This window comes from Microvirga rosea, from assembly GCF_020595095.1.
In the GTDB taxonomy this organism is placed as follows: domain Bacteria; phylum Pseudomonadota; class Alphaproteobacteria; order Rhizobiales; family Beijerinckiaceae; genus Microvirga; species Microvirga rosea.
In genome coordinates, this window is record NZ_JAJDOP010000015.1 from 15,687 (window position 1) to 38,193 (window position 22,507).

Annotated in this window: 25 protein-coding genes; 9 read left to right on the forward strand and 16 right to left on the reverse strand. The window is 64.3% G+C overall.

Annotated features, from left to right (window positions below):
* Nucleotides 1-91 precede the first annotated feature (91 nt).
* Nucleotides 92-1,330, reverse strand: coding sequence for an aspartate kinase (locus LJD17_RS21370; RefSeq protein ID WP_227386229.1), 1,239 nt, complete (start codon nt 1,328-1,330; stop codon nt 92-94).
* Nucleotides 1,331-1,472: 142 nt separating this feature from the next.
* Here LJD17_RS21370 and ubiG point away from each other — a divergent pair, with 142 nt between their 5' ends.
* Nucleotides 1,473-2,216, forward strand: coding sequence for a bifunctional 2-polyprenyl-6-hydroxyphenol methylase/3-demethylubiquinol 3-O-methyltransferase UbiG (gene ubiG, locus LJD17_RS21375; protein ID WP_227386230.1), 744 nt, complete (start codon nt 1,473-1,475; stop codon nt 2,214-2,216).
* Here ubiG and nhaA read toward each other — a convergent pair.
* From nhaA to LJD17_RS21405, 6 genes are all read right to left on the reverse strand, one after another.
* Nucleotides 2,189-3,412 carry a Na+/H+ antiporter NhaA gene (gene nhaA, locus LJD17_RS21380; RefSeq protein ID WP_227386231.1) on the reverse strand — a complete coding sequence of 408 codons (1,224 nt, stop codon included), beginning with the start codon at nt 3,410-3,412 and terminating at the stop codon, nt 2,189-2,191. The two genes, ubiG and nhaA, sit on opposite strands and share 28 nt — an antisense overlap.
* A 54-nt stretch (nt 3,413-3,466) precedes the next feature.
* On the reverse strand, nt 3,467-3,988 hold the full coding sequence (locus LJD17_RS21385) for a metallophosphoesterase family protein (protein ID WP_227386232.1): 522 nt from the start codon (nt 3,986-3,988) through the stop codon (nt 3,467-3,469).
* Nucleotides 3,989-4,051: 63 nt separating this feature from the next.
* The gene (locus LJD17_RS21390; RefSeq protein ID WP_227386233.1) at nt 4,052-4,501 is read right to left on the reverse strand and encodes a DUF1178 family protein; all 450 of its coding nucleotides are present in this window, start codon (nt 4,499-4,501) and stop codon (nt 4,052-4,054) included.
* Nucleotides 4,502-4,556: 55 nt separating this feature from the next.
* Nucleotides 4,557-5,420: a carbon-nitrogen hydrolase family protein gene (locus tag LJD17_RS21395; protein WP_227386234.1), complete on the reverse strand. Its 864-nt coding sequence runs from the start codon at nt 5,418-5,420 to the stop codon at nt 4,557-4,559.
* Nucleotides 5,421-5,530: 110 nt separating this feature from the next.
* Nucleotides 5,531-5,788, reverse strand: coding sequence for a glutaredoxin 3 (grxC, locus tag LJD17_RS21400; RefSeq protein ID WP_227386235.1), 258 nt, complete (start codon nt 5,786-5,788; stop codon nt 5,531-5,533).
* A 41-nt stretch (nt 5,789-5,829) separates the two neighbouring features.
* Nucleotides 5,830-6,612 carry a ComF family protein gene (locus LJD17_RS21405; RefSeq protein ID WP_227386236.1) on the reverse strand — a complete coding sequence of 261 codons (783 nt, stop codon included), beginning with the start codon at nt 6,610-6,612 and terminating at the stop codon, nt 5,830-5,832.
* A gap of 143 nt (nt 6,613-6,755) precedes the next feature.
* Between LJD17_RS21405 and LJD17_RS21410 the strand changes: the two genes are divergently transcribed.
* Together LJD17_RS21410 and LJD17_RS21415 are read left to right on the forward strand one after the other, a co-directional pair.
* Nucleotides 6,756-7,637 (forward strand): methyltransferase domain-containing protein, encoded by an 882-nt coding sequence (locus LJD17_RS21410; RefSeq protein ID WP_227386237.1) that lies wholly within the window; start codon nt 6,756-6,758, stop codon nt 7,635-7,637.
* Nucleotides 7,638-7,707: 70 nt separating this feature from the next.
* Nucleotides 7,708-8,073 (forward strand): DUF427 domain-containing protein, encoded by a 366-nt coding sequence (locus LJD17_RS21415; RefSeq protein ID WP_227386238.1) that lies wholly within the window; start codon nt 7,708-7,710, stop codon nt 8,071-8,073.
* A 13-nt stretch (nt 8,074-8,086) separates the two neighbouring features.
* Here the strand turns inward: LJD17_RS21415 and LJD17_RS21420 are convergent, their stop codons facing one another.
* Nucleotides 8,087-8,590 (reverse strand): Mpo1 family 2-hydroxy fatty acid dioxygenase, encoded by a 504-nt coding sequence (locus LJD17_RS21420; protein WP_227386239.1) that lies wholly within the window; start codon nt 8,588-8,590, stop codon nt 8,087-8,089.
* 132 nt (nt 8,591-8,722) lie between these two features.
* Here LJD17_RS21420 and LJD17_RS21425 point away from each other — a divergent pair, with 132 nt between their 5' ends.
* Nucleotides 8,723-9,436, forward strand: coding sequence for an alanyl-tRNA editing protein (locus tag LJD17_RS21425; RefSeq protein WP_227386240.1), 714 nt, complete (start codon nt 8,723-8,725; stop codon nt 9,434-9,436).
* A gap of 4 nt (nt 9,437-9,440) precedes the next feature.
* Here the strand turns inward: LJD17_RS21425 and LJD17_RS24290 are convergent, their stop codons facing one another.
* Together LJD17_RS24290 and mutT are read right to left on the reverse strand one after the other, a co-directional pair.
* Nucleotides 9,441-10,373: a DMT family transporter gene (locus LJD17_RS24290; RefSeq protein WP_227386241.1), complete on the reverse strand. Its 933-nt coding sequence runs from the start codon at nt 10,371-10,373 to the stop codon at nt 9,441-9,443.
* Between the two features lie 9 nt (nt 10,374-10,382).
* Nucleotides 10,383-10,796, reverse strand: a complete 414-nt coding sequence (gene mutT / locus LJD17_RS21435; protein WP_227386242.1) for an 8-oxo-dGTP diphosphatase MutT — start codon at nt 10,794-10,796, stop codon at nt 10,383-10,385.
* A gap of 147 nt (nt 10,797-10,943) precedes the next feature.
* Here mutT and LJD17_RS21440 point away from each other — a divergent pair, with 147 nt between their 5' ends.
* Nucleotides 10,944-11,309, forward strand: a complete 366-nt coding sequence (locus tag LJD17_RS21440; protein ID WP_227386243.1) for a hypothetical protein — start codon at nt 10,944-10,946, stop codon at nt 11,307-11,309.
* Nucleotides 11,310-11,318: 9 nt separating this feature from the next.
* Here the strand turns inward: LJD17_RS21440 and argJ are convergent, their stop codons facing one another.
* Nucleotides 11,319-12,560: a bifunctional glutamate N-acetyltransferase/amino-acid acetyltransferase ArgJ gene (argJ, locus tag LJD17_RS21445; protein ID WP_227386244.1), complete on the reverse strand. Its 1,242-nt coding sequence runs from the start codon at nt 12,558-12,560 to the stop codon at nt 11,319-11,321.
* 153 nt (nt 12,561-12,713) lie between these two features.
* Complete coding sequence (locus LJD17_RS21450) at nt 12,714-13,598, reverse strand: peptidylprolyl isomerase (RefSeq protein ID WP_227386245.1); 885 nt, start codon at nt 13,596-13,598, stop codon at nt 12,714-12,716.
* A gap of 249 nt (nt 13,599-13,847) precedes the next feature.
* Between LJD17_RS21450 and secA the strand changes: the two genes are divergently transcribed.
* The gene (gene secA / locus LJD17_RS21455; RefSeq protein WP_227386246.1) at nt 13,848-16,658 is read left to right on the forward strand and encodes a preprotein translocase subunit SecA; all 2,811 of its coding nucleotides are present in this window, start codon (nt 13,848-13,850) and stop codon (nt 16,656-16,658) included.
* A gap of 74 nt (nt 16,659-16,732) precedes the next feature.
* Here the strand turns inward: secA and LJD17_RS21460 are convergent, their stop codons facing one another.
* Both LJD17_RS21460 and LJD17_RS21465 read right to left on the reverse strand, forming a co-directional pair.
* Nucleotides 16,733-17,413 carry a LysE family translocator gene (locus LJD17_RS21460; RefSeq protein ID WP_227386247.1) on the reverse strand — a complete coding sequence of 227 codons (681 nt, stop codon included), beginning with the start codon at nt 17,411-17,413 and terminating at the stop codon, nt 16,733-16,735.
* A 107-nt stretch (nt 17,414-17,520) separates the two neighbouring features.
* Nucleotides 17,521-17,940, reverse strand: coding sequence for an NUDIX hydrolase (locus LJD17_RS21465; RefSeq protein ID WP_227386248.1), 420 nt, complete (start codon nt 17,938-17,940; stop codon nt 17,521-17,523).
* A 132-nt stretch (nt 17,941-18,072) separates the two neighbouring features.
* On the opposite strand from LJD17_RS21465, the gene LJD17_RS21470 reads away from it, so the two are divergent.
* The 3 genes from LJD17_RS21470 to LJD17_RS21480 all read left to right on the forward strand — a co-directional run bounded on the left by LJD17_RS21470 (nt 18,073) and on the right by LJD17_RS21480 (nt 19,763).
* Nucleotides 18,073-18,762: a helix-turn-helix transcriptional regulator gene (locus LJD17_RS21470; protein WP_227386249.1), complete on the forward strand. Its 690-nt coding sequence runs from the start codon at nt 18,073-18,075 to the stop codon at nt 18,760-18,762.
* A gap of 136 nt (nt 18,763-18,898) precedes the next feature.
* Entirely contained in the window at nt 18,899-19,288 is a 390-nt protein-coding gene (locus LJD17_RS21475) for a VOC family protein (RefSeq protein WP_227386250.1), read from the forward strand.
* Nucleotides 19,278-19,763: an EVE domain-containing protein gene (locus tag LJD17_RS21480; protein WP_227386251.1), complete on the forward strand. Its 486-nt coding sequence runs from the start codon at nt 19,278-19,280 to the stop codon at nt 19,761-19,763. The genes LJD17_RS21475 and LJD17_RS21480 overlap by 11 nt, the downstream gene beginning before the upstream one ends.
* Nucleotides 19,764-19,820: 57 nt before the next feature.
* On the opposite strand, the gene LJD17_RS21485 is transcribed toward LJD17_RS21480, so the two are convergent.
* Complete coding sequence (locus LJD17_RS21485) at nt 19,821-21,146, reverse strand: L,D-transpeptidase family protein (RefSeq protein ID WP_227386252.1); 1,326 nt, start codon at nt 21,144-21,146, stop codon at nt 19,821-19,823.
* A gap of 210 nt (nt 21,147-21,356) precedes the next feature.
* The gene (locus LJD17_RS21490) at nt 21,357-22,454 is read right to left on the reverse strand and encodes a D-alanine--D-alanine ligase family protein (RefSeq protein WP_227386253.1); all 1,098 of its coding nucleotides are present in this window, start codon (nt 22,452-22,454) and stop codon (nt 21,357-21,359) included.
* Nucleotides 22,455-22,507 lie beyond the last annotated feature (53 nt).

Consider the following 22,507-nt stretch of genomic DNA (forward strand, 5'->3'; position numbering starts at 1 on the left):
GCTTTCGTATTCCCGTCCTGGTTGGCCGACGGGGCTGAGCCGCCGGCTTCTTATGATGTTGAGTGTCGCAGCCTCATGGACTTGCCGTCAATCAGGCTTGATCAAGGCCGTATAGCGAGTGGAGCGTGCGCACTGCAAGCTCCGTGTAGGCCGAGTCGATCAGAACGGAGAACTTGATCTCCGAGGTGGTGATCGCCCGGATGTTGATGCCCTTGTCAGCCAAGGCCTTGAAGGCTTTCGCCGCCACACCCGCATGGCTGCGCATCCCGACCCCGATGGCCGACACCTTCACCACGTCCGTAGCGCCTTGAAGATTCTTGAACTCGATCTCGTCCTTGTGCTGATTCAGCACCGCGCAGGCCCGATCATAGTCCGCAGCCGGAACCGTGAAGGTCAGGTCGGTCGTGGTGGTATCGTCGGACACCACCTGGATGATCATGTCCACGTTGATGTTGGCTTCGGCCAGGGGCACGAAGATCGAGGCCGCGATCCCCGGTTTGTCCGCCACGTTCCGCAGCGTGATCTGCGCCTCGTCGCGCGAATAGGCGATGCCGGTGACAACCTGCTGTTCCATAATATCTTCCTCGTCGCAGATGAGGGTGCCGAGCTGGGGCGCGGCGGGATCGTCGAAGCTGGAGCGGACATAGGTCGGCACCCGGTGCATCATGGCGAGCTCCACCGAGCGCACCTGCAGCACCTTCGCGCCGAGGGAGGCCATTTCCAGCATTTCCTCGTAGGAAACCTTGTCGAGACGGCGTGCCTTGCTGACGATCCGGGGGTCGGTTGTGTAGACGCCGTCCACGTCCGTGTAGATGTCGCAGCGTTCGGCCTGAATCGCCGCCGCGAGAGCCACGGCGCTGGTGTCGGATCCGCCGCGACCGAGGGTGGTCACGCGTTGGGTCGGCTGGTGCAGGCCCTGAAACCCGGACACGACCGCCACTTCCCGATGCTGGCTGAACCCTTGGAGGATGCCGGTGCCGTCGATGGCGGCGATCCGCGCGGATCCGTGCGCATCCGATGTCATGATCGGAATCTGCCAACCCTGCCAGGAGCGGGCCTTGAGGCCCATTTCCTGCAGCGCGATGGCAAGCAGGCCCGAGGTGATCTGTTCGCCGGAGGCGACAACCACGTCGTATTCCTTCGAATCGTAGAGAGCGGATGCTTCCTTGACCCAGCCGACGAGCTCGTTCGTCTTGCCCGACATGGCGGATACCACCACCGCCACGTCGTAGCCTGCCTCGACCTCGCGTTTGACGTGCCGCGCCACGTTGCGGATGCGTTCAACATTGGCGACGGAAGTACCGCCGAACTTCATGACGAGACGAGGCATGGGATCTGGGGCCGAGCAGGAGGACGAGGCGCCTCTTCGCCGGGGGCGGGAGGCGCTCATACATGACTGTGGGGTAGCGCGCTGTCAACGCGGCGGATATGTCTCTTTTACTGATGATGCAAGTTTCCGAGAGGCAAGTTTCATGGTCGACGGCGCCAGCACCACCATCGATCCGGCGGAAGTCGCCCGATTCGAGCGCATTGCGGCGACCTGGTGGGACCCGAAAGGGCCGATGAAGGTCCTGCACCGGTTCAATCCGGTGCGGCTCGCCTATATCCGGGACGAGGCTTGCCGCCGATTCGGCCGCGATTCACGCTCGGCCCGCTCTCTGGAAGGGCTGCGGATCCTCGATGTCGGCTGCGGCGGCGGCGTGCTGTCGGAGCCTTTGGGACGGCTCGGCGCCCAGGTGACCGGGCTTGATCCCGCGCCGACCAACGTGTCCGTTGCCCGCCTTCACGCGGAGCAGGCGGGCGTGCCGGTGGATTACCGCAACGAGACCGTCGAGGCCGTCGTGGCGAGGGGCGAGACCTTCGACCTCGTGCTCGCCATGGAAGTGGTGGAGCATGTGGCCGACGTGCAAGCCTTCGTGTCCGCCTGCGCCCAGGCCGTGAAGCCCGGGGGCGCTCTCGTCATGGCGACCCTCAACCGGACCCTGCGCTCCTTCGCCCTGGCGATCGTCGGCGCCGAATATGTGCTCGGCTGGCTGCCTCGGGGCACCCATGAATGGGACAAGTTCGTCACCCCGGAGGAGCTGGGCGCGGCGCTGGGGGAGGCGGGCTTTGCGGTCGGGGACCAGACGGGCGTCGCCTACAATCCCCTGACGGGCTCCTGGTCGCTCTCCCGCGACATGGCCGTGAACTACATGCTGGTCGCCGCACGCGGCTGAGGCACGGCCCGGGGCGCGAAGCGCAGAACCAGGAAGCCGCAGAGCGCCGACAGGAACGATCCGGCGAGCACGCCGATCTTGGCGCTGTCGATCAGGTCCTCCCGTTCCGAGAAGGCGAGAGCGTCGATGAAGAGGCTCATCGTGAAGCCGATGCCGCACAGAAGGGCGACGCCATAGCATTGAAGCCGTGACGCGGCGGCGGGCATGTCCGCGAGGCCAAGGCGCACCGCCGCGATGGCGAAGCCGTAAACGCCGATCTGCTTGCCGACGAAGAGCCCGAGGGCAACCCCAAGGGGCAGGGGCGAGACCAGAGAGGCAAACGAGAGGCCGCTGAAGGACAATCCCGCATTGGCAAGGCCGAAGACCGGTATGATGCCGTAGGCCACCCAGGGTTGAATGGCGTGTTCGAGGCGGTGAAGGGGAGAGTTTTCCGCCCGCGTCTTCTTCGGCTTTGCCTGAAGCGGGATCGTCAGCGCCAGGGCGACGCCCGCGAGCGTCGCATGGATGCCGGATTTGAGCACGAAGAACCACATGAGGGTTCCGATTGCCAGATAGGGAAGCAACCTCGTCGTGCCGAGGCGATTGAGGGCGACCAGCGCCACAAGGCAGCAGAGGGCCAGGCCCAGCATGGGCAGGGCCAGGTCGCCCGTGTAGAAAAGCGCGATGATGACGATGGCGCCGAGGTCGTCGAGGATGGCGAGAGCCGTGAGAAAAATCTTGAGCGATGCCGGGACCCGGGAGCCGAGAATGCTCAGGACGCCGAGGGCGAAGGCGATATCCGTGGCCGCCGGAATCGCCCATCCGGCCCGCAGATTCGGATCCGACCAAGTGATCGCCGTATAGACCAGGGCTGGGACGATCATGCCGCCGAGAGCGGCAATTCCCGGCAGGATGCGGCGGGGCCATGTGGACAGCTGCCCATCGAGGAATTCGCGCTTGATCTCGAGGCCGACGAGCAGAAAGAACACGGCCATCAGGCCATCGTTGATCCAGTGCAGGACGCTCAGGCCGAACACATAGGTCTTGAGGATGCCGAAATAGGCCCCGGATGCCGGGGAGTTGGCGATCGCCAGCGCCGCGACGGTGACGCCCATGAGCAGAATCCCGCCCGAGGCCTCGCTGTCGAAGAACCGGCGCATCAGCGAGACGCGCCTCGGGCTGCCGGCCGATCCTTGGTCGTCTCGTGCATGATTCATCGCAATCTCCTTCGACCCTTCGGTCCTAGGGTGAACGACCCGTCAGGAAAACCCTTAACCGGATGTTTGGCGATGGCGAATCCGGGAAGAGCTCAGGATTTGATCCAAGGTCACGGGGCGGAAATCGCGGGCATCGACTCCCACGTCGAACTGCCGTGTCTGGGGTTTCAGCTTCCCGTGCGAGTGACCGTGCAGGTCGATCCAGCCGCGCCCCATGTTCTTCCAGGTGCGGAAGGCATAATGGCACAGCACGAGTCCGTAACCATCGAGATGAAGTTCCGCATAAGGTTGAACGCTGGCCCAACCGACGGCGGCAATTGTTTCGGGTCCGTCATTATTGCCGGTGATCAGGTGCTTTCGGCCGTTGAGGCGGGTCAGCAGCTCCGCAATGCGGTCCGGCTTCACATGCAGGGCGAAGTCGCCGAGATGCCAGATGTCGTCTCCCGGCCCGACCGTGTCGTTCCAGCGGGCGATCAATGCCTCATCGTGCTCGGGGATGGATGAAAAGGGGCGTTTGTCGATCCGCAGGACCCGCGGATCGCCGAAATGCGTGTCGCTTGTGAAGAAGATGGTCAAAAGGCGTTCCGGCGTGTTGGACTGTCCCTCTAAATGGGTCAGTCCCCGCTCAAGGGAACGGCCCTAGTTCCGGTCGTCCGGGACGGCTGGGAGCGGCAGAATATCGATGCCCTCTTCCAGCAGGGCGCGCGTCTCGGCCGGATTGGCCTCGCCATAGATGGCCCGCTCCTCCGCCTCGCCATAGTGGATCTTGCGGGCCTCTTCGGCGAAGGCCTTGCCGACATTCTCCGAATTCTGCATCACATGCTCGCGCACGGCCCGGATCATGGCGCGGATCTGCTTCTCCTTTTCGGAGAGCATGGCGACCGATTGCGGCTCCGGCATGGGTGCCTTGTCCGGCGCCTTGTCCGTCCGTCCGACGGAGGGAGCCATGATCTGCTTTTCCACCTTTGCGGAGTCGCAATAGGGACAGGTCACGAAGCCGCGCTTGCGCTGCGTCTCGTACGCGTCGCTTGAAGGAAACCAGCTTTCGAACTCGTGGGCCTGCTCGCAGGCCAGGGCATACTTAATCATGTCCTTTTGCAGGTGGTGATGGTGAGGGGATTGTCCAAGAGGAGGTGAGGGTGGCTCAAGCGCTCGCCGCCTGCCTTGTCGGCGCGGCCGCGGCGATCTCGACCCTGAAGGGCCGGGCGTTCTTGAGGGTCGGAATGCGGCCCCTTGCGTCGCCCACCAGAGCGGTATCGATCTCGGCCAGAATGACGCCGGGTTCCGCGCCGGCTTCCGCCAGAACCCGTCCCCAGGGATCGACGATGAGGGAATGGCCGAAGGTCTCGCGGCCATCCGCATGCAGGCCGCCCTGCGCGGCCGAGATCATGAAGGATCCCGTCTCGATGGCCCGCGCCCGGTGCAGCACATGCCAATGAGCCTCGCCGGTCTGCTTGGTGAAGCAGGCCGGCGCCGACAGGAACGCGGCACCCGCTTCGGCAAGGGCCCGGTAGAGAGCCGCGAAGCGCACGTCGTAGCAGATCGTCATGCCGAGCAGGCCCCAGGGGGTCTCGCCCAGAACGGCCCGGTCGCCGCCCGTATAGGTGGCCGATTCGCGCCAGCTTTCCCCGTTCGGCAGGTCCACGTCGAACAGATGGACCTTGTCGTACGAGGCGACGATCGCCCCGTCCGTGCCGATCAGAAAGGCCCGATTGGCGATCTTGTCGCCTTCCTTGACGGCCACCGACCCGATCTGGATGACGATTCCCCGCTCCCGCGCGACGTCGCGCAGGGCCGCGAGGGTCGGATCCCTGTCCTCCGGCCCCACCTTCTCGAAGAGGGCAGCCCGGTCCCGGTCCACCAGGGAGGTCATCTCGGGAGTTTGGACGAAATGCGCGCCTTTGTCGGCCGCCTCGCGCACGAGAGCCACGGCATCGTCGCGGTTCGCGAGAACGTCGCGCCCGGAGCGCATCTGGACGCAGGCGGCAGTGAAGCGGGGAGCGGTCATGAGGTTCAGATCTCCGTCACGCCTGTAGTTGGGCCCAAATGACACGTCTGTCTAGAGCCTCGTTGCCGACAGGAACCGTCTGTCGGAACTTCTCTCGGCCGCGCCTTCGGTCAGGCCGCCAGAAGCGGCTCCAGATCACCCTTCTCGTCCAGGGCGTAAAGGTCGTCGCAGCCGCCCACATGGCGCTCGCCGATGAAGATCTGCGGCACGGTGGTGCGCCCGCCCGCCTTCTGGACCATCTCGGCCCGCTTTTCGGGTTTCGCCTCGATGTCGATTTCCGTAAAGGCCGCCCCTTTTTCGCTCAGGAGCTTTTTTGCGGCGGCGCAATAGGGGCACCAGCTCTTGGTATAGATCGTGATTGCGGGCATGCGGAGCCTTTCATGTCAGATCCCCTGCATATAGGGACCGTTTACGCATCCGTCACGACCCGGGCGAAGGCCAGCACATCGACCGAGGCGGCGCCGGCGCGGATGAGAACCCGGGCCGCGGCATTCGCCGTGGCGCCGGTGGTCAGAACATCGTCCACCAGCAGGACACGCCGGCCCTGAAGCTGCGCCTTCGCGGCGGCCGGGACCCGGAACGCGCCTTGCAGATTGTCCTGGCGTTGTACCCTCGTCAGCCCGACTTGCGGGCGGGTCCGCTTCACGCGGGCCAACAGGAAGGGGTCGCAGGAAATCCGGCCGGCACGGGCGATCACCGTCGAAAGGGCCATCGCCTGGTTGAAGCGGCGGCGCCACAGGCGCCAGCGGTGCAGGGGAACGGGCACGATCACGTCCGCATCCCGCAGGAGCTCGGCTCCCGAGCGGGCCATCATTACGCCCATGGCCCGGGCAAGCTCCGGCCGGTCGCCATATTTGAGCCGGTGCACCAGGGCGCTGGCCGTTCCCTCGTAGCGCGCAACGGCTCGGGCACGGCCGAAGACCGGCGGATCCGCAATGGCGGCCGGCGACAGGAGCGGTTGGCCCAGATCGACGGCGAAAGGCGTGCCGAGCCGCTCGCAATAGGGCTTCTCGATAAAGGCGATTCCGGACCAGCAGGCGGCGCAGAGGCCGTGAGGAGCATCGGTCGCCGCTCCACAGGCAATGCAGGTCGGCGGATAGAGAAGACCAAGCAGAAGCTCCCCGAAACGGCGGAGGCTTCGGGGCCAGCGGGATCGGGAAGGATCGTCACGGCCGTCAGGAACAGCGATCATCGGCCGAGTTTAACGGTCGTGCCCTGGCTTGCGCATCTCTCCGCCTGGAGAGGATCCTGATTTCTCTTCTGAATTTCGTTTCGCAGTTTCTCTTGGCTCTTTCTCTTGGCTCTTGCGTCGTCTCACGCCATATCGGGAGTTCCATGACAGCTCCTCTCGTCTTTGACCGCTCCCTTGTCCGTCGCCGCCTCGAACGGGCGCTCCGCACCGGATATGCCGATTTCCTGCTTGCCCGGGCCGTCGACGACCTGGAGGAGCGGCTCGCGCCGGTGTTGCGGGCTTTTCCGCTCGCCCTGGATGTCGGCACGCCCACACCGGCGGCCGCCGATCTTCTTCGCCGCAACGGCCGCTCGGAACGCGTGCTGCGCATTGCGCCCGTGCCGGAGCCTGGGAGCATCGGGGGTGACGAGGAAAACCTGCCGGTCTCCGGAGCGCAGTTCGATCTGGCCGTGTCGCTTCTCTCCCTTCAGAGCGTCAACGACCTGCCTGGAGCCCTCGTGCAGGTCCGCCGTGCCCTCAAGCCTGACGGGCTCTTCATGGGGGCGCTGTTCGGCGGGGCGACCCTGACCGAATTGCGCCAAGCCTTCACCCAGGCGGAAGCGGAGCTTGAGGGTGGGGTCAGCCCCCGGGTGGCGCCGTTCGCGGATGTGCGTGATCTCGGCGGTTTGCTGCAGCGGGCCGGGTTTGCCTTGCCGGTGGCGGATTCCGAGGTGGTGCGCGTGCGTTACGGCAACCCCTTCGCTCTCATGCGGGACCTTCGTCAGATGGGTCTGACAAACGCGCTTCAGGATCGGCGCAGGACTCCCCTCCGCCGCGCGACCCTCATGCGGGCGGCCGCCATCTATGCGGAGCGCTTCGCCGATCCCGACGGGCGGTTGCCGGCGACGTTCGAAATTGTCTGGCTCTCCGGCTGGGCGCCCCATGAAAGCCAGCAGAAGCCGCTCCGGCCGGGCTCCGCCAAGATGCGTCTTGCGGATGCGCTCGGCGTGAAAGAGCAATCCACGGGAGAGAAAGGTCAGGACTGAGGCGCGCGGATCTTGGGGTGCTTCCCGGTCGCCCTATCTGCTTTTCGAAACCGCTTCGGAGAACAGACGCATGAAGACCCCCGGTCCCGATCACCCGATCACGATCACACGCAATCCGCACCGGATCCGCGTGGTGCTCGGAGGCTTCATCGTCGCCGAGACGACGGAAGCCCTGACCCTACAGGAAAGCACCCTCGATCCGGTTCATTACATTCCCCGCCAGGATGCCCGCATGGACCTGCTGGAGCGGACGGATCACAGGAGCCATTGTCCCTATAAGGGGGACGCTTCCTATTTCACGGCGATGGCCGGGGGCCTGGTGCGCGAGAACGCCGTGTGGTCCTATGAAGAGCCTTATCCGGCCGTGAAGGAGATCGCCGGTTATCTGGCGTTCTATCCGGAACGGGTCGACGCCATCGAGGAATTCGAAAGCTGAACCGGTCGGTTCATCAGGTCGGCCGTCTTTCCCTGTCCGTGTAGGCGGAAAGATCCCGCCGCACTCCTAAGGCCATCAGCACCTCGGCCATGATGAACATCGGTCCGATGAAGGCCTGAAACAGGTTGTCCATCAGCGCAGGGCGCCGCCCCTCGAAGGCGTGGCCGAGAAACTGAAGCGCCCAGCCGCCGGCGAACAGGATGGCAAAGAGCGTCCATACCGTGCCTTGGCCGGCATGCGCCGTGATCGCGTCGGCCGCGAGAGCCATGACGGCGACGATTGCCGTCATGGCGAGCCCGACGGTACGGTCGAGGGCGATCCATCCAAGGGCCGCCAGAAGGCCGACGATCCAGGCACCCGACAGGGAAAGGGTTCCGAGGGAGACCCGCCAGAGGCTGAGAACCAGAAGGAGGGAGAACACGATCGCCGGGATACCGACGACGTGCGTCGCCCGGTTGCGATGGTCCCGGTGATAACCGGAGTAAGTTTCGAGCTGACGCTCGAACAAGGTCGGCATGACCGTTCCCTCCCTCTTTCTGCAAGAGTGTAGCGGAGAACGGGCTTAAGGAAAGATCCCCATGAAGGCCCCCGGTTGTGGACCGTGAGCCGAGACGGCAGAGTGCGGTGCCTCGAGCCATTCCGAGTTCCCATGCGCCTCTTCTGCCAGGATCATCCCGACATTCTCACCCTCGAGAGCCCTGTTCTCGATGCGCGCCCCGGTTCGGTCCTCCTCGCGCAATCTCCGCTCTTTCCCGGAGGCGGCGGGCAGCTGCCGGACAGGGCGACCCTTTCCTGGTCGGGAGGGGAAGCGCCCGTGTGCTCCGTTTCCCGCGATGAGCGCGGGTATTGGCACGAGATCGAGGGCGATGCGGAGATCCACGGCACCGTCCACATCTCCGTCGATCCTGAGTTCCGCCGGCTCATGAGCGAACTCCACACGCTGGCTCACGTGGCCAACAGCCTTGTGTATCGGGATTTCGGCGGCGCTCTGCTCACCGGGGCTCAGCTTTCGGCGGATGGGACATTCCGGGTCGACTTCGATCTCCCCGGAGCTGATTCGGAGCGCTTGCGGCGCCTGGACGAGGCCATCAACGACGTGATCCGGCAGGATCTGCCCGTCAGTGCATCGTCTATGCCATGGGACGAGGCGGCCGCCGTGCCGGGCCTTTTCCGCAGCAAGGCGGTGTCTCCGCCACGCGGGCCGGACGGCCAGGTCCGGATCGTCGAGATCCGGGATCTCGACCGGCAGGGCTGCGGCGGAACCCACCTCGTTTCCACGGGAGCCGCCCGGCCGGTGACGATCCTGAAGGTCGACAACAAGGGCCGGCAGAACAGGCGCATCAAGGTCGGCTTCGCGCCCTAGAGCCTCAGGCAACTCCAGGGCGTTTGAAACGGCCGCTGAAGGTGACGAAAGCCACGCCCGTGAGCACCACGCCGCCGCCCAGCATCTCGCGAAGACCCAGATGTTCGTCGAGAAAGAGAACGGCCAGGATGGCGGTCCAGACCGGCAGAAGATAGCCGACCATGGAGGCCCGCGTGGGGCCGGCGCGGCGGATCATGCGCATGAAGGTCAGCATCGGCATGGCGGTCGCCACGATCCCGAGGGCAAGAAGAGGCCCGAGATGGGAGGGAACGGGCGCAAAGGCTCCGGGACCCGACACCGCCAGCGCCAGAATCGTGGCCGGCAGGCCCGAGCAGACCTGCTGGCCCAGCGCCAACCGGGACGGGTCGGCCTGCCTGATCGTCCGAATATAGAGATTGGCGGTCGCGTAGCTCAGCGTGACCGCCACCATCGCCAGGGAGCCCGCCGGGCTGATGCCGCTTTGCGGAAAGGCGGCGGGGCCGATCAGGATGCCCATGCCCACGAAGCCGATGAGAACGCCGAGAAAGCGCAGCCGCGTCAGCCGCTCGTCCGGAAACAGCATGTGGGCCATCACGGCGACGATCAGAGGGCCGGCGGCCTGCACCATGGCGGCGGAGGCGGTGGTGATCTGGCTCAAGGCATAGGAGACGAGCACGTTCGGCGCCCAGCCGTTGAAGGTTCCAAGGATCAGCCAATCCTTCAGCTCCCGCAGCTCGGGCAGCAGGGATTTGCCCTGGAGCTTGAACCAGAGTGCGAGGGAAGAAGCCCCGACGAGCCCGCGCATGGCGGCGATCACGAAGGGACTGATGTCTCCGCTCAGCTTGATGAACAGGAATCCGCTGGCCCAGAGGATGGAGCAGCCGAGAAGGCTCGAGACGAGAAAACCCTGTCCGACAGGCGGAAGGGGAGCGGCAGCCGCTAGCTCGGGGCGCGACACGGGAAAGACCTACGCCCCGACGATGTCGATGAGGAACGGGATCAGCGGTTCGTCCGCGGGGGGCATCGGATAGGAGCGAAGCTCCTGGGGTTTCACCCACTTGAGGGCTTGCCCCTCCAGGGATTGCACAAATCCTTCCCAGCGCCGGCAGATGTAGAGCGGCATCAGAAGATGGAAGCTCTCATAGGCATGGCTCGCGAATGTCAGCGGGGCCAGGCAAGCCTCCTTGACCGTGATGCCGAGCTCCTCGCGCAGCTCGCGGATCAGGGTTTCTTCCGGCCTCTCGCCCGGCTCGACCTTGCCTCCGGGAAACTCCCACAAGCCGGCCAGCTGCTTCCCCTCAGGCCGTTGCGCCAGAAGAATGCGGTTGTCGGTGTCCACGAGGGCGACAGCGACGACGAGGGTGAGCTTGACGGTGGACACGGGCGGAGGATCCGTTCGCGAGAGGACGGGCGAGGGCGCTTCTCTTACGCCTCTTTTGCCGCGGGAGCGAACCGCTTTTGGTTCGGCTTGACAAGCTTTGCCGTGGAAACTCAACTGGGAGGAACGAAATGAAATCCGGTGGGGGCTATGAAATTTCTTTACTCTGCTGCGGCCGTTCTCGTCCTGGGAAGCTTTGGTCACGCGGAGGCGGCCGGCACCTGCGAGGTCGATCCCCTGCCACTGGCACGGAAGATCGATACGGAAAGCCACATGGTGGTATCTTCAGGGAGCGCCTGCGGCATGAACATCACGCTTCCAGGGGCCATCAACGATATCAAGATCATCCAGAAGCCCAAATCCGGGATCGCGGGAATCCGCGGAAGCGCGGTTTTCTATGCGCCCAAGCCCGGCTTCAAGGGGCGGGACGAGTTCGCCTATACCTATGAGGGCACGGAAGCCTATGGAGGCGAGATCAATATCACGATCCGCCAGAAGGTGGACGTAATCCCTTAAATCGCGCCGTCAGCTCCGGTAATCGCCGTTGATTTCCACATAGGCCTTCGTGAGATCGCAGGTCCAGGCGGTCGCCTCGCCGCGTCCGAGGCCGAGATCGACCCGGATCGTGATCTCGTCGCCCTTCATGTAGGCGGTGGTCTTTGCCTCGTCGTAGGCGGGATCCCGCGCGCCCTTGAACGCGACACGGATATCGCCGAACCAGATCGCGAGCTTGTCGCGCTCGGCGGGCTCGCCGGCCTTGCCGACCGCCATGACCACGCGGCCCCAATTGGCGTCCTCGCCCGCTACCGCCGTTTTCACGAGGGGCGAATTGGCGATCGCCATGGCGATGCGCTTGGCCGATTGGGCCCCGGTTGCGCCCGTGACCTTCACGGTCACGAACTTGCGCGCGCCTTCGCCGTCGCGGGCAACCTGCTGGGCCAAATCGCAGAGAAGGCCCTCGAGCGCTTGGCGGAACTCCTTGAGGCGACGGTCGCTCGGCAGGTTGACGTACGGAGCGCCCCGCTTCGCGGCGGCCCTGGTGGCGAAGAACAGGAGCGTGTCCGAGGTCGATGTATCGCTGTCCACGGTCACGCAGTTGAAGCTCTTGTCGGCGCCTTTCTTCAAAAGGGCCTGGAGCACGGGGGCCGCGAGCGGAGCATCCGTGAAAATGAACGACAGCATGGTCGCCATGTCCGGGGCGATCATCCCGGCGCCCTTGGCGATGCCGTTGATGGTGACTTCGACCCCGCCGATGGTTGCGGTGCGGGTCGCCACCTTCGGAAAGGTGTCGGTGGTCATGATGGCTTTGGCCGCATCCACCCAGGCCTTGGGCGAGGCCTTCTGGGCGCATTTCTCCAGCACGCCGGAGAATTTCGTCGCGTCCAGCGGCTCTCCGATGACGCCGGTCGAGGCAATGAAGACCTGTGAGGCCCTGCACCCGGCGGCCTTGGCGGCGATGTCCGCGGTCAGCTTGACCGCCTCGGCGCCCTTCTTGCCCGTGAAGGCATTGGCGTTGCCGGAATTGACCACCAGCGCGCGGGCCACGCCTTTTTCCAGGTTCTTGCGGCACCAATCGACCGGGGCCGAAGGGCATTTCGACCGGGTGAAGACGCCCGCCACCGTGGTGTCCTTGTCCAGGTCCACATAGAGCACGTCGGTCCGGTTCCTGTAGCGGATCCCGGCCTCCGCCGTCGCGATCCGGACGCCGTCGATCTCGGGAAGCGCGGGATACGTTTTGGGCGCGAGGGGCGACACGGTTTTCGACATGGAGAAACCCACAAACGGTGGAAAAAGGCCGGAACAGCCAGCGGCGACCTGTGGCTTTTCAAGGCTTTTTGTCAAGCCTGCGTTTCCGGTCGGCCCCTCCGCAAAAGGAAGGGGCGGCCTTTCGGCCGCCCCTGTTGCCTCGATTCGTAGAACTTATTGCTTCTTCTGTTCGACAAGGTTGCCCTTGTCGTCGAGCTTTTCGATCTTCGCATCCTTGCGCAGGCCGACGATGAGGTCCTGCTGGGTTTTGCGCTCCAGGTAGGTGTTCACCTGGTCTTTCATCTCCTCGAAAGAGGGGATCGGCTTTGTCCGCTTTTCCTCGACCTTGATGACATGCCAGCCGAACTGGCTCTTGACCGGATCGGAGATCTGTCCCGGCTCGAGCTTGAATGCGGCTTCGGCGAAAGGCTCGACCATCCGGTCCTTCGTGAAGAAGCCGAGATCGCCGCCGTCCGTCTTGGAGCCTGGGTCCTTCGAAAGTTCGTTCGCCACCTTGGCGAAATCCTCGCCGCCCTTCACGCGGGTGGCCGCCTTCTTGGCGTCCTCCTCGTTGTCCACGAGAATGTGGCGGGCGCGAACCTCCTGTTCCGGCGTCATGGTCTTCGCCGTATCGTCATAGAGCTTCTTGGCCGCTTCCGGCGTGACGGCCTTGCGGGCCTGCTGATCGAGGTATTCGTCCAGAAGGGTCTTGTCGCGGGTATAGGCCAGCTTCCGGGCGAAATCGGGATTGTCGCTGACCTTGGCGGCTTCCGCGGCCTTGGCCCCGAGCTTGAGGTCGATCAGGTAGCTCGTCAGCAGCTCCCGCTTCTGCTCGTCCGGGATGTTCGGAAGCTGCAGGGCCGGATCGGCCGCGGCGACGGCGAGGTCGGCCTCCGTGATGTCCTGCCCGTTGACCCGGGCGACGACCTTGCTGCCTTGCTGGGCCCCTGCGGCGGGAGCCGCCGGAGCGGTGCCCTGCGCCAAAGCCGGGCCCGCTGCCAGGGGGAGGGCGACGCCGAGAGCAAGAAGGCTCACGCGAAGCGATTTGGAAACTGACATGTCTGATCCTCTCATGGGAATCGCCCACAATCGCGTGGACCGATGACCGAGTTCATTGCGGTTTGCAAGCAGCCGCCTATTTATGGCACACCCCCGCCCGCCAAGCCGAACGCTGACGTGGGTCGAGGGAGTGCGCCGTGGAAGTGTGCCGTCTTGGCGCAGTCTTTTAGATGCGCTCCTGCATAATTAAGTCTATAACGCGGCTCAAATTAACGTTTCTCCAGAATCCCAGAAGTCTGAAGGCTCTCGATGTTCGGAACACTCGCGAAGAAAATCTTTGGTTCGGTCAACGAACGCCGGCTGAAGTCCTACCGGCCGAAAGTAGCGGCCATCAACGCATTGGAGCCCGAGCTCGAAGCCCTGACCGACGACCAGCTCCGCGCCCGGACCGAGGATTTCAAGGCCCAGCTCGCCGCCGGCAAGTCCCTGGACGACATTCTGGTTCCGGCCTTCGCGACCGTCCGCGAAGCCGCCAAGCGCACGCTGGGCCAACGCCACTTCGACGTGCAGCTCATCGGCGGCATGGTTCTCCATGAAGGGTCCATCGCCGAAATGCGGACCGGTGAGGGCAAGACCCTCGTGGCGACCCTCCCGGTCTATCTCAACGCCCTGGCCGGCAAGGGCGTCCATGTGGTGACCGTGAACGACTACCTGGCCCGCCGCGACTCGGAGTGGATGGGCCAGATCTATCGCTTCCTCGGCCTGACCGTGGGCGTCATCGTCCACGGGCTCGACGATGTGGAGCGTGCCCAGGCCTATGCGGCCGACATCACTTACGGCACCAACAACGAATACGGCTTCGACTACCTGCGCGACAACATGAAGTACGAGATGGCGCAGATGGTCCAGCGGGGACACAATTTCGCGATCGTCGACGAGGTGGACTCGATCCTGATCGACGAGGCGCGCACGCCTCTCATCATTTCCGGTCCCCTCGACGATCGCTCGGAACTCTACAACGCCATCGACGTGGTCATCCCGCGCCTCGACAAGAGCGATTACGACCTCGACGAGAAGCAGCGCGCCGTGTCCCTGACCGAGGCGGGAACCGAGAAGATGGAAAATCTTCTTCGGGACGCCGGCCTCCTCACGGAAGGCGATCTGTACGACGCTCACAACGCGACCCTGGTTCACCACATGAACCAGGCCCTGCGGGCCCACACCCTTTTCCAGCGGGACAAGGATTACATCGTCCGCAATGGCGAGGTCGTCATCATCGACGAGTTCACCGGCCGCATGATGCAGGGCCGGCGCTATTCGGAAGGCCTGCATCAGGCGCTCGAAGCGAAGGAGCGGGTCCAGGTTCAGCCCGAGAACCAGACGCTCGCATCCATCACGTTCCAGAACTACTTCCGCCTTTACGGCAAGCTCGGCGGCATGACCGGTACGGCCGCGACGGAAGCAGACGAATTCCTGGAGATCTATAATCTCGAGGTCGTGGAGATCCCGACCAATCGGCCCGTCTCCCGTATCGATGACGACGACGAGGTCTACCGGACCGCCGAGGAGCGCTACAAGGCGGTGATCCGTGACATCGAGGCGGCGTCCGCCAAGGGACAGCCGATCCTGGTCGGCACCACCTCCATCGAGAAATCGGAGTATCTGGCCGAGCTGCTGATCAAGGACGGCTTCAAGCTGATCGACTTCGAAAATCCCCAGGCGCTCGAACCCCTCTACAAGGCGGCTCGCGAAGGCAAGGCGACCAAGCACTTCGCCGTGCTGAACGCCCGTTTCCACGAGCAGGAAGCCTTTATCGTCGCGCAGGCCGGTGTGCCTGGAGCCATCACGATCGCCACCAACATGGCGGGCCGCGGAACCGACATCCAGCTTGGCGGCAACGCCAAGATGCGGATCGAGCGTGAGCTCACCGGGCTCGAAGGCGAGGAGCGCACCGCCAAGGAAAAGGCGATCCTCGACGAAGTCGTGGCCTTCAAGGAAAAGGCGCTCGCCGCCGGCGGCCTCTACGTTCTCGGAACGGAACGCCATGAATCCCGGCGCATCGACAACCAGCTGCGCGGCCGCTCGGGCCGCCAGGGCGATCCGGGGCGGTCGAAGTTCTACCTCTCCCTTCAGGACGACCTGATGCGGATCTTCGGCTCCGAGCGGATGGACGGCATGCTCCAGAAGCTCGGCCTGCAGGAAGGCGAGGCGATCATCCATCCGTGGATCAACAAGGCCATCGAGCGGGCGCAGGCGAAGGTCGAGGCGCGCAACTTCGATATCCGCAAGAACATTCTCAAATACGACAACGTCATGAACGACCAGCGCAAGGTCGTGTTCGAGCAGCGCAAGGAGTTCATGGCGGAGGAAAGCGTTCGCGAGACCATCGACGAGATGCGCCACGGCGTCATCGACGATCTCGTGGGCCGGGCCATTCCCGAGCATGCCTATGCGGAGCAGTGGGATGTCGCGGGCCTGAAGGAGAGCGTCGCCAACTTCCTCAATCTCGACCTGCCCATCGAGGACTGGGCGAAGGAAGAAGGCATCGCCGACGACGAGATCCGCGAGCGTATCCGCAAGGCCGCGGACGAATCCTATGCCCAGCGCATCGAGGAAAACACGCCCGAGGTCATGAACTACGTGGAGAAGCAGGTTCTCCTCCAAAGCCTCGATCACCTCTGGCGCGAGCATCTCGTGACGCTCGACCACCTGCGTCAGGTCATCGGCTGGCGTGGCTATGCCCAGCGTGATCCGCTCAACGAATACAAGTCCGAGGCCTTCGAGCTCTTCAATGACCTGGTCGGCCGTCTGCGCGAGCAGGTGACGGGCCAGCTCATGCGCATTCAGGTGGTGTTCCAGCAGCCGGAACAGCAGCAGCTCCCGCCCATGTTCGCGCAGCACCTCGATCCCGCGACGGGCGAGAACGAGTTCGATATGGCGCAGGGCGCAGGCTTCGGGGCGGGCCCCGCCCTCGGGTTCGTGGCCGCTGAGGCCGGGGCTGCCGCCCAGGCCCGTGATCCCAACGATCCCTCATCCTGGGGGCGCGTGGGACGGAACGAGCCGTGCCCCTGCGGATCCGGCAAGAAATTCAAGCACTGCCACGGGCAGTTCGTCGCCTGATCCTTCCAAATCCCGATCACGTAAAAGCCCGGCCTCCTGTGCCGGGCTTTTCTTTGGGGGCGCCAGGGGCGGGGCTAGGTCGGCCTGCGTGTCAAAAGCAGCGAGACGCCGAGGCTTGCCAGAATGATGGCGGAGCTCTGTCGCAGCCGGCTCAGAACCCCAGCCCTCCCGGCGAGATATTGGCGCAGCTTCGTGGCCAGCACGACCACCAGAACGCCCATGCTCGTGTTGAGCAGCACCGATATCAGGCCGAAGATCGAGAACTGCATCGCCACATGGCCTTGCGACGGGTCGATGAATTGCGGGATCAGGGCGAGGAAGAAGGCGGCGGTCTTGGGGTTGGTGGCCTCGACGACAAAACCTTGGCGAATGGTCCTTGTTCGACGGGCGACCGGTGCCGCCTGAAGGGTTTCGAGACCACCCTTGGCGGAGCGCCATGTCTGAATGCCGAGCCAGATCAGATAGAGGCCGCCGACAAGCTTGAGGACCGTAAATGCGGTTGCGCTCGCCATGATGAGAGCCGACACGCCGACGGCACCGGCAAGCACATGAACGAGGCCCCCGAGGGCCGAGCCGACGCAGGACGCCAAGCCGTCGGCGCGGCCCGCCGCAAGGGTTCGTCCGGCGATATAGAAAAGGCCGGGACCCGGGAGGGCCGCCAGAACCAGGGCGGCCCCCACGAACAGGAGCAGGGTCGATGGGCTTGGAATGGTCCGCCTCCATGCGTTCGGCTCCGGATGCGGAAAGCCCGCCATCGGCGGGAGCCTTTTGTCCCGGAGCCCCGTAGCCAACGTTGCCTGCCGGAACATGTTCCTCGTGCGCAGGGAGCGACTTCGCGCAGGGAGAGATTTCGCCTGGGTCGTCAGCCGCTCCCGTCCCTTGCCTGCCCCTGCCGAAGAGCCGATGCGGCGACCTCGGTTGCCCGGGTCAGCGGGGAGGGGAGGTCGTCGAGTGAAAACCAGCCGAAGGCACGATGCTTGTGGGGTTCGCGGAGCAGGGGGATCCCGTTGAATGCGAGCGCGGCATAGACCGGTGCGATCCAATGCTCGTCGGCGGTCGCATCGATCTGGTCCACGACACAGAGCAACCTGAGATCCCGAAGCCGAATGCCCAGCTCTTCCTCGACCTCCCGGATCACGGCTTCCTCGACATGCTCCAGCCAATCGACCTTTCCGCCGGGCAGACCCCAATGGCCGGCTTCCGGCGCCTTGAGGCGCTGGACCAGAAGGAGCTTGCGGTCTTTCAGAATGGCGGCGCCGCAACCGCACCGAGGTTCCTTCATGCCCGAGTGTCCTGATCATTGTCCACGCCAAGCTTATGCCGATGCTCCGACCCCCATCAATCCGGAGCGCCGGGCTGGCGCCAGGGGCGTCTTCCTGCCAAGTTCTGGCAGCATCGTCTGCAAGGATTTGGCATGTCTCGATCCGAACGCCTTCTTGACCTGATCCAAGTCCTGCGCCGGCATCGCATGCCGGTCAGCGGGAAATCGCTGGCCGACGAGTTGGGCGTCAGCATCCGGACCCTCTACCGGGACATCGCGACCCTTCAGGCTCAGGGAGCCGGAATCGAAGGCGAGGCGGGCGTAGGCTACATCCTGCGGCCGGGCTTCATGCTGCCGCCGCTCATGTTTTCCGAGGAGGAAATCGAGGCGCTGGTTCTGGGATCCCGATGGGTCAGCCGAAACGGCGACCGCCGTCTCGCCGATGCCGCCGGCAACGCCCTCGCCAAGATTGCCGCCGTGCTGCCGACCGACCTTCGCGAAAACCTCGATGCCTCAGCGCTGCTGATCGGATCGGGTGAGACTACGCCTTCCGACGACGAACTTCTGCCCTCCCTGCGCAATGCCATCCGTCGGGAGCGAAAGCTCGACCTCGTCTATCGCGATGGCTCCGGAGCGGATTCAAGGCGCACGGTCTGGCCCTTCGCCCTCGGCTTCTTCGACAAAATCCGGGTGCTCGTCGCCTGGTGCGAGATGCGACAGGGCTTCCGCCATTTCCGGACTGACCGGATCGCGGGACTTGAGGTTCGGGAAGAGCGTTATCCGCGCCGGCGCGTGGCGCTTTTGAAGGAATGGCGGGAGCAGGAAGGCATCCGGCCGCAATAGGCGGGGGCGGCGATCATGGCCCGACATGCGGGGGATTGCCGACGGACGTGCCTCAAGCTTTGTCTGCCAGCAGGCTGCTGCCAAAAACTGACAGTGAAGGTTCCTAAAGCTGATTGGCCAACACAAGGAACCCACCATGTCTCAGCCGCACTTCATTCTTCTCTTTGTCGATCGTCCGGAAGCGAGCGCCAGCTTCTATGGCGGTCTTTTGGACAAGACCCCGGTGGAGCTCTCGCCCACCTTCGCCCTGTTTGCGCTGGCTCCAGGCCTCATGCTCGGCCTGTGGTCGCGGCACACCGCAGCGCCTGCCGTCACCGCGCCTCCGGGAGCGAGCGAGGTGGCCTTCACGGTTGCGGATGAAGCCGCCGTCCGAGCGACCTACGAAGCCTGGCGGCAGCGCGGCGTGGCGATCCTGCAGCCGCCCGAAGTGGTGGATTTCGGCGTCACGTTCACCGCCAGCGATCCTGACGGCCATCGTCTGCGCGTTTTTGCTCCGGATGCCCAGGGAGCGGGCCATGAGCGGTAACCGGGGCGGTAGCTGGCTCGGCGTCGCCTGTGCCGAGCATGTCCGTCGCGGACGCTCCGAGGGTTTCATGCAGCTTTGCCACGGCAAAGCGGCTCCCCTGCGCCGGATCCAGCCGGGAGATACGATCATCTACTATTCGCCGACCAACACATTTCGCGGGAAGGATCGGCTTCAGTCTTTCACCGCCATTGGGCGTGTGATTCCTGGCGAGCCATATCCCTTCGAGGGGGCAGGAGACTTTCGGCCCTATCGGCGCGATGTGGACTGGCAAGCGGCGGCAGAGGCTTCGATCGAGCCTCTCCTCGATCAACTCGATCTCACGAGAGGGCAGAAAAACTGGGGTTACCAGCTGCGCTTCGGCCTCCTGCGCCTCACGGACCACGATCGGGATCTGATCGCAGCGGCGATGCGAGCGACTTTGCCCGAGAGATCCCGGGAAATCGCCCGGTTCCAGCCTCTTGATTTGTTTGCCTAGACAGCAAAAAGCCCGCCAATCGGCGGGCTTTTCAACGATCTTGCGTTCAGATGTGGATCAATTCACTGCCGCCGCGACGTTCACGGCACTTGTGCCCTGAGCCCCACGCTGCGGAGCCGCATGGGCCTTCTGGCCTGCAGCGTTTCCGACCGGAGCGGCCTGGGCGGTTTCCGGCGCCGGCTGAGTTGCCGAGGAGGAGCCGAACAGATCCCCGATCCCGTTGAACATCTTCTTGTAGAACGGTGCTTCGGTTCCACCCGCCGAGGCGGCTACGGGCTGCGGTGCCAGCTGAGTGGCGGCCGCCACCTTGATCTGGGGGGCAGGTGCCTTGGCGGGAGCAGGTGTCGCGGCCGGGCTTTGGTTCATCGACGCGAAAGCAAGAGCCGTCGACGGCGTTTCAGCCTTGGACTTGCCGGTTGTCTCGTCGAGGGCGATCTGCTGCGGACCGGACGACAGGCCCTCCGGGCGGCTCACGGCCCCGAACTTGTCGCGTGCGTCCACCACAAGGGAACCGTCGGCGCCCATGGCGTTGGCAAGAGCCGTGCGGAAGGATTCGTGCGAGTCGCCGTCGTGATAGACGAGCTTCACAGGCTTCTCGCCGTGCGCAACGAGGTCTGCGACCTCCTGCTCGTCCTTCTGGCGCTTCTCGGCAACCGCGGCGACCGCGGTCTCGCTCGTCGTGTTGAACTGGTAGCGCCCGCTGGTGGTCGCGACCCGCGGCTCTTCCTTCGTGACCTCGAAGTAATCGGAGCCTTCCTTCAGGTTCTTCCAGAAGCCGATATTCGGGTCGAGCCGGTGCTGGGCCAGGTTCTTGGCCGTCATGCGGAACGGATAGGATTGGAACTGGAACGCCCTCTGCCCGCTGGCGAAGGATTCCCGGGCGATGGCGTAGATTTCCGCGATGTTCTGATCCGTCATGGCAAAGCAGCCCCGCGACGAGCAGGAGCCATGAACCATGATGTCGCCACCGTTGCGACCGAGCGAGCGGTCGAAGGCATTGGGATAGCCGGTGTCGAAGGACAGGTAATAGGCGGAGTTCGGATTCATCTGGGACGGGCTGACCGTATAGAAGCCCTCCGGTACCTGGCGGTCGCCTTCACGGGTCTTGGGACCCAGCTGGCCGGACCAGCGGCAGATCGGATAGGTCTTGAGAAGCGCATAGCGGCCGTCGGTGCCGCGCTTCCAGACCTCCATCTCCGATTCCTTCTTGTAGGCACGGATCAGGATGGGGTCGTTCTTGGACATCCCCTTGCTCGACATGAGCGCCATGGTAGCCGCCGGAATCGGCGTCAGGTGGCGCGTCGAGCTTCGGGAAAAGCCATCATCCTGGCAGGCGGCAAGCGCGAGCGTCAGGCTCGCGGCCAATACGATACGCTTCATCATAGGGGACCCCGCAGTTTTTTGATCCGTCCGGGATGCCCGAACGGTTCCCCGATAGCCTTAGTTTTTTAGCCTTAACTCCACCTTACCGCAAGCGGCCACGCAATGAAGTTATGGTTAAGGCATTATGACGTAACGTCATTGTAAAAATCGCCGACGCTCTCCGAAGAACACATAGCCGTTTTCGCCCGCCATTCGGGCGAAAGTCCCCGGTCAGGCGTTGGAGACGGCGCGCTTTCGGCCATGCCGGGCGAGAGCGTGGCCGATCAGGACATCCATCAGATCACGCTGCGGCAGGCCGCCTGCTTCCCAGAGTTTCGGATACATGCTGATTGCCGTAAATCCCGGCAACGTGTTGATCTCGTTGAGGAAAATAGTCGTCTCGTCCGCCGGATCGACAAAGAAGTCGACCCGCGCCAATCCTTCACAGCCCAGCACCCGGAAGGCCTCCACGGCGAGGTGGCCGATCCGGGACGCCACGTCTGCGGCAAGGACGGCCGGGATGCGCAGATCCGCTCCCGCCGCGTCTTCGTATTTGGCATCGTAGCTGTAGAAGCCATGGCTTTGGGCCGGGGCGATCTCGCCAAGAGGGGAGGCGCTCAGTTTGCCCGTATGATCTTCGAGCACGGAGCACTCGATCTCGCGGGCTCCGGCGACGCTGCGCTCGACCAGGATCTTCGTGTCGTAACGGAAAGCCAACGCGCAGGCCTTGTCGAATTCCGCCGCCGAGCGGGCCGGGGACACCCCGACGGACGAGCCCATGTTGGCGGGCTTGACGAACAGCGCCGTGGTGCCGAGCGTCTCCGTCGCCGTCTGGTAGTCGACCTGCTTCCCCGGCGTCACCGACAGGAAGGGCACAACGGGGAGGCCCGCATCGCGCAGAAGGCGCTTGGCGACGTCCTTGTCCATGCAGGCCGCCGATCCCATGATGCCGGAGCCCACATAAGGAATGCCCGCGAGTTCCAGAAGGCCCTGAACGGAGCCGTCCTCGCCGTTGGGCCCATGCAGGACCGGCACGACGACGTCGAGACGGATGGTCTTGTTCGTGGCGTCGAGGACGATCAGGTCTCCATCACGGCCGGGCAGAAGCGCGACGTCCGCCGCGTCGGAGGGAATTTCAAGGGATTTCGCATCCGGGGCCGCGGCGTTGCCGAGGAGCCAATGGCCGTTCCGGCTGATCCCGATCGGTACGATGTCGTATTTTTCCGGGTCGAGGGCCCGCAGGATATTGGCCGCGGACATCCTGGAAACATCGTGCTCCGCCGAGCATCCGCCGAACAAAAGTCCAACGGTCCTGCGTGTCCGATTCATCACATGGTCCTCCGGCCAGCTTCGCAGTATGGCCGAAGGAGTTGAAGCACAGT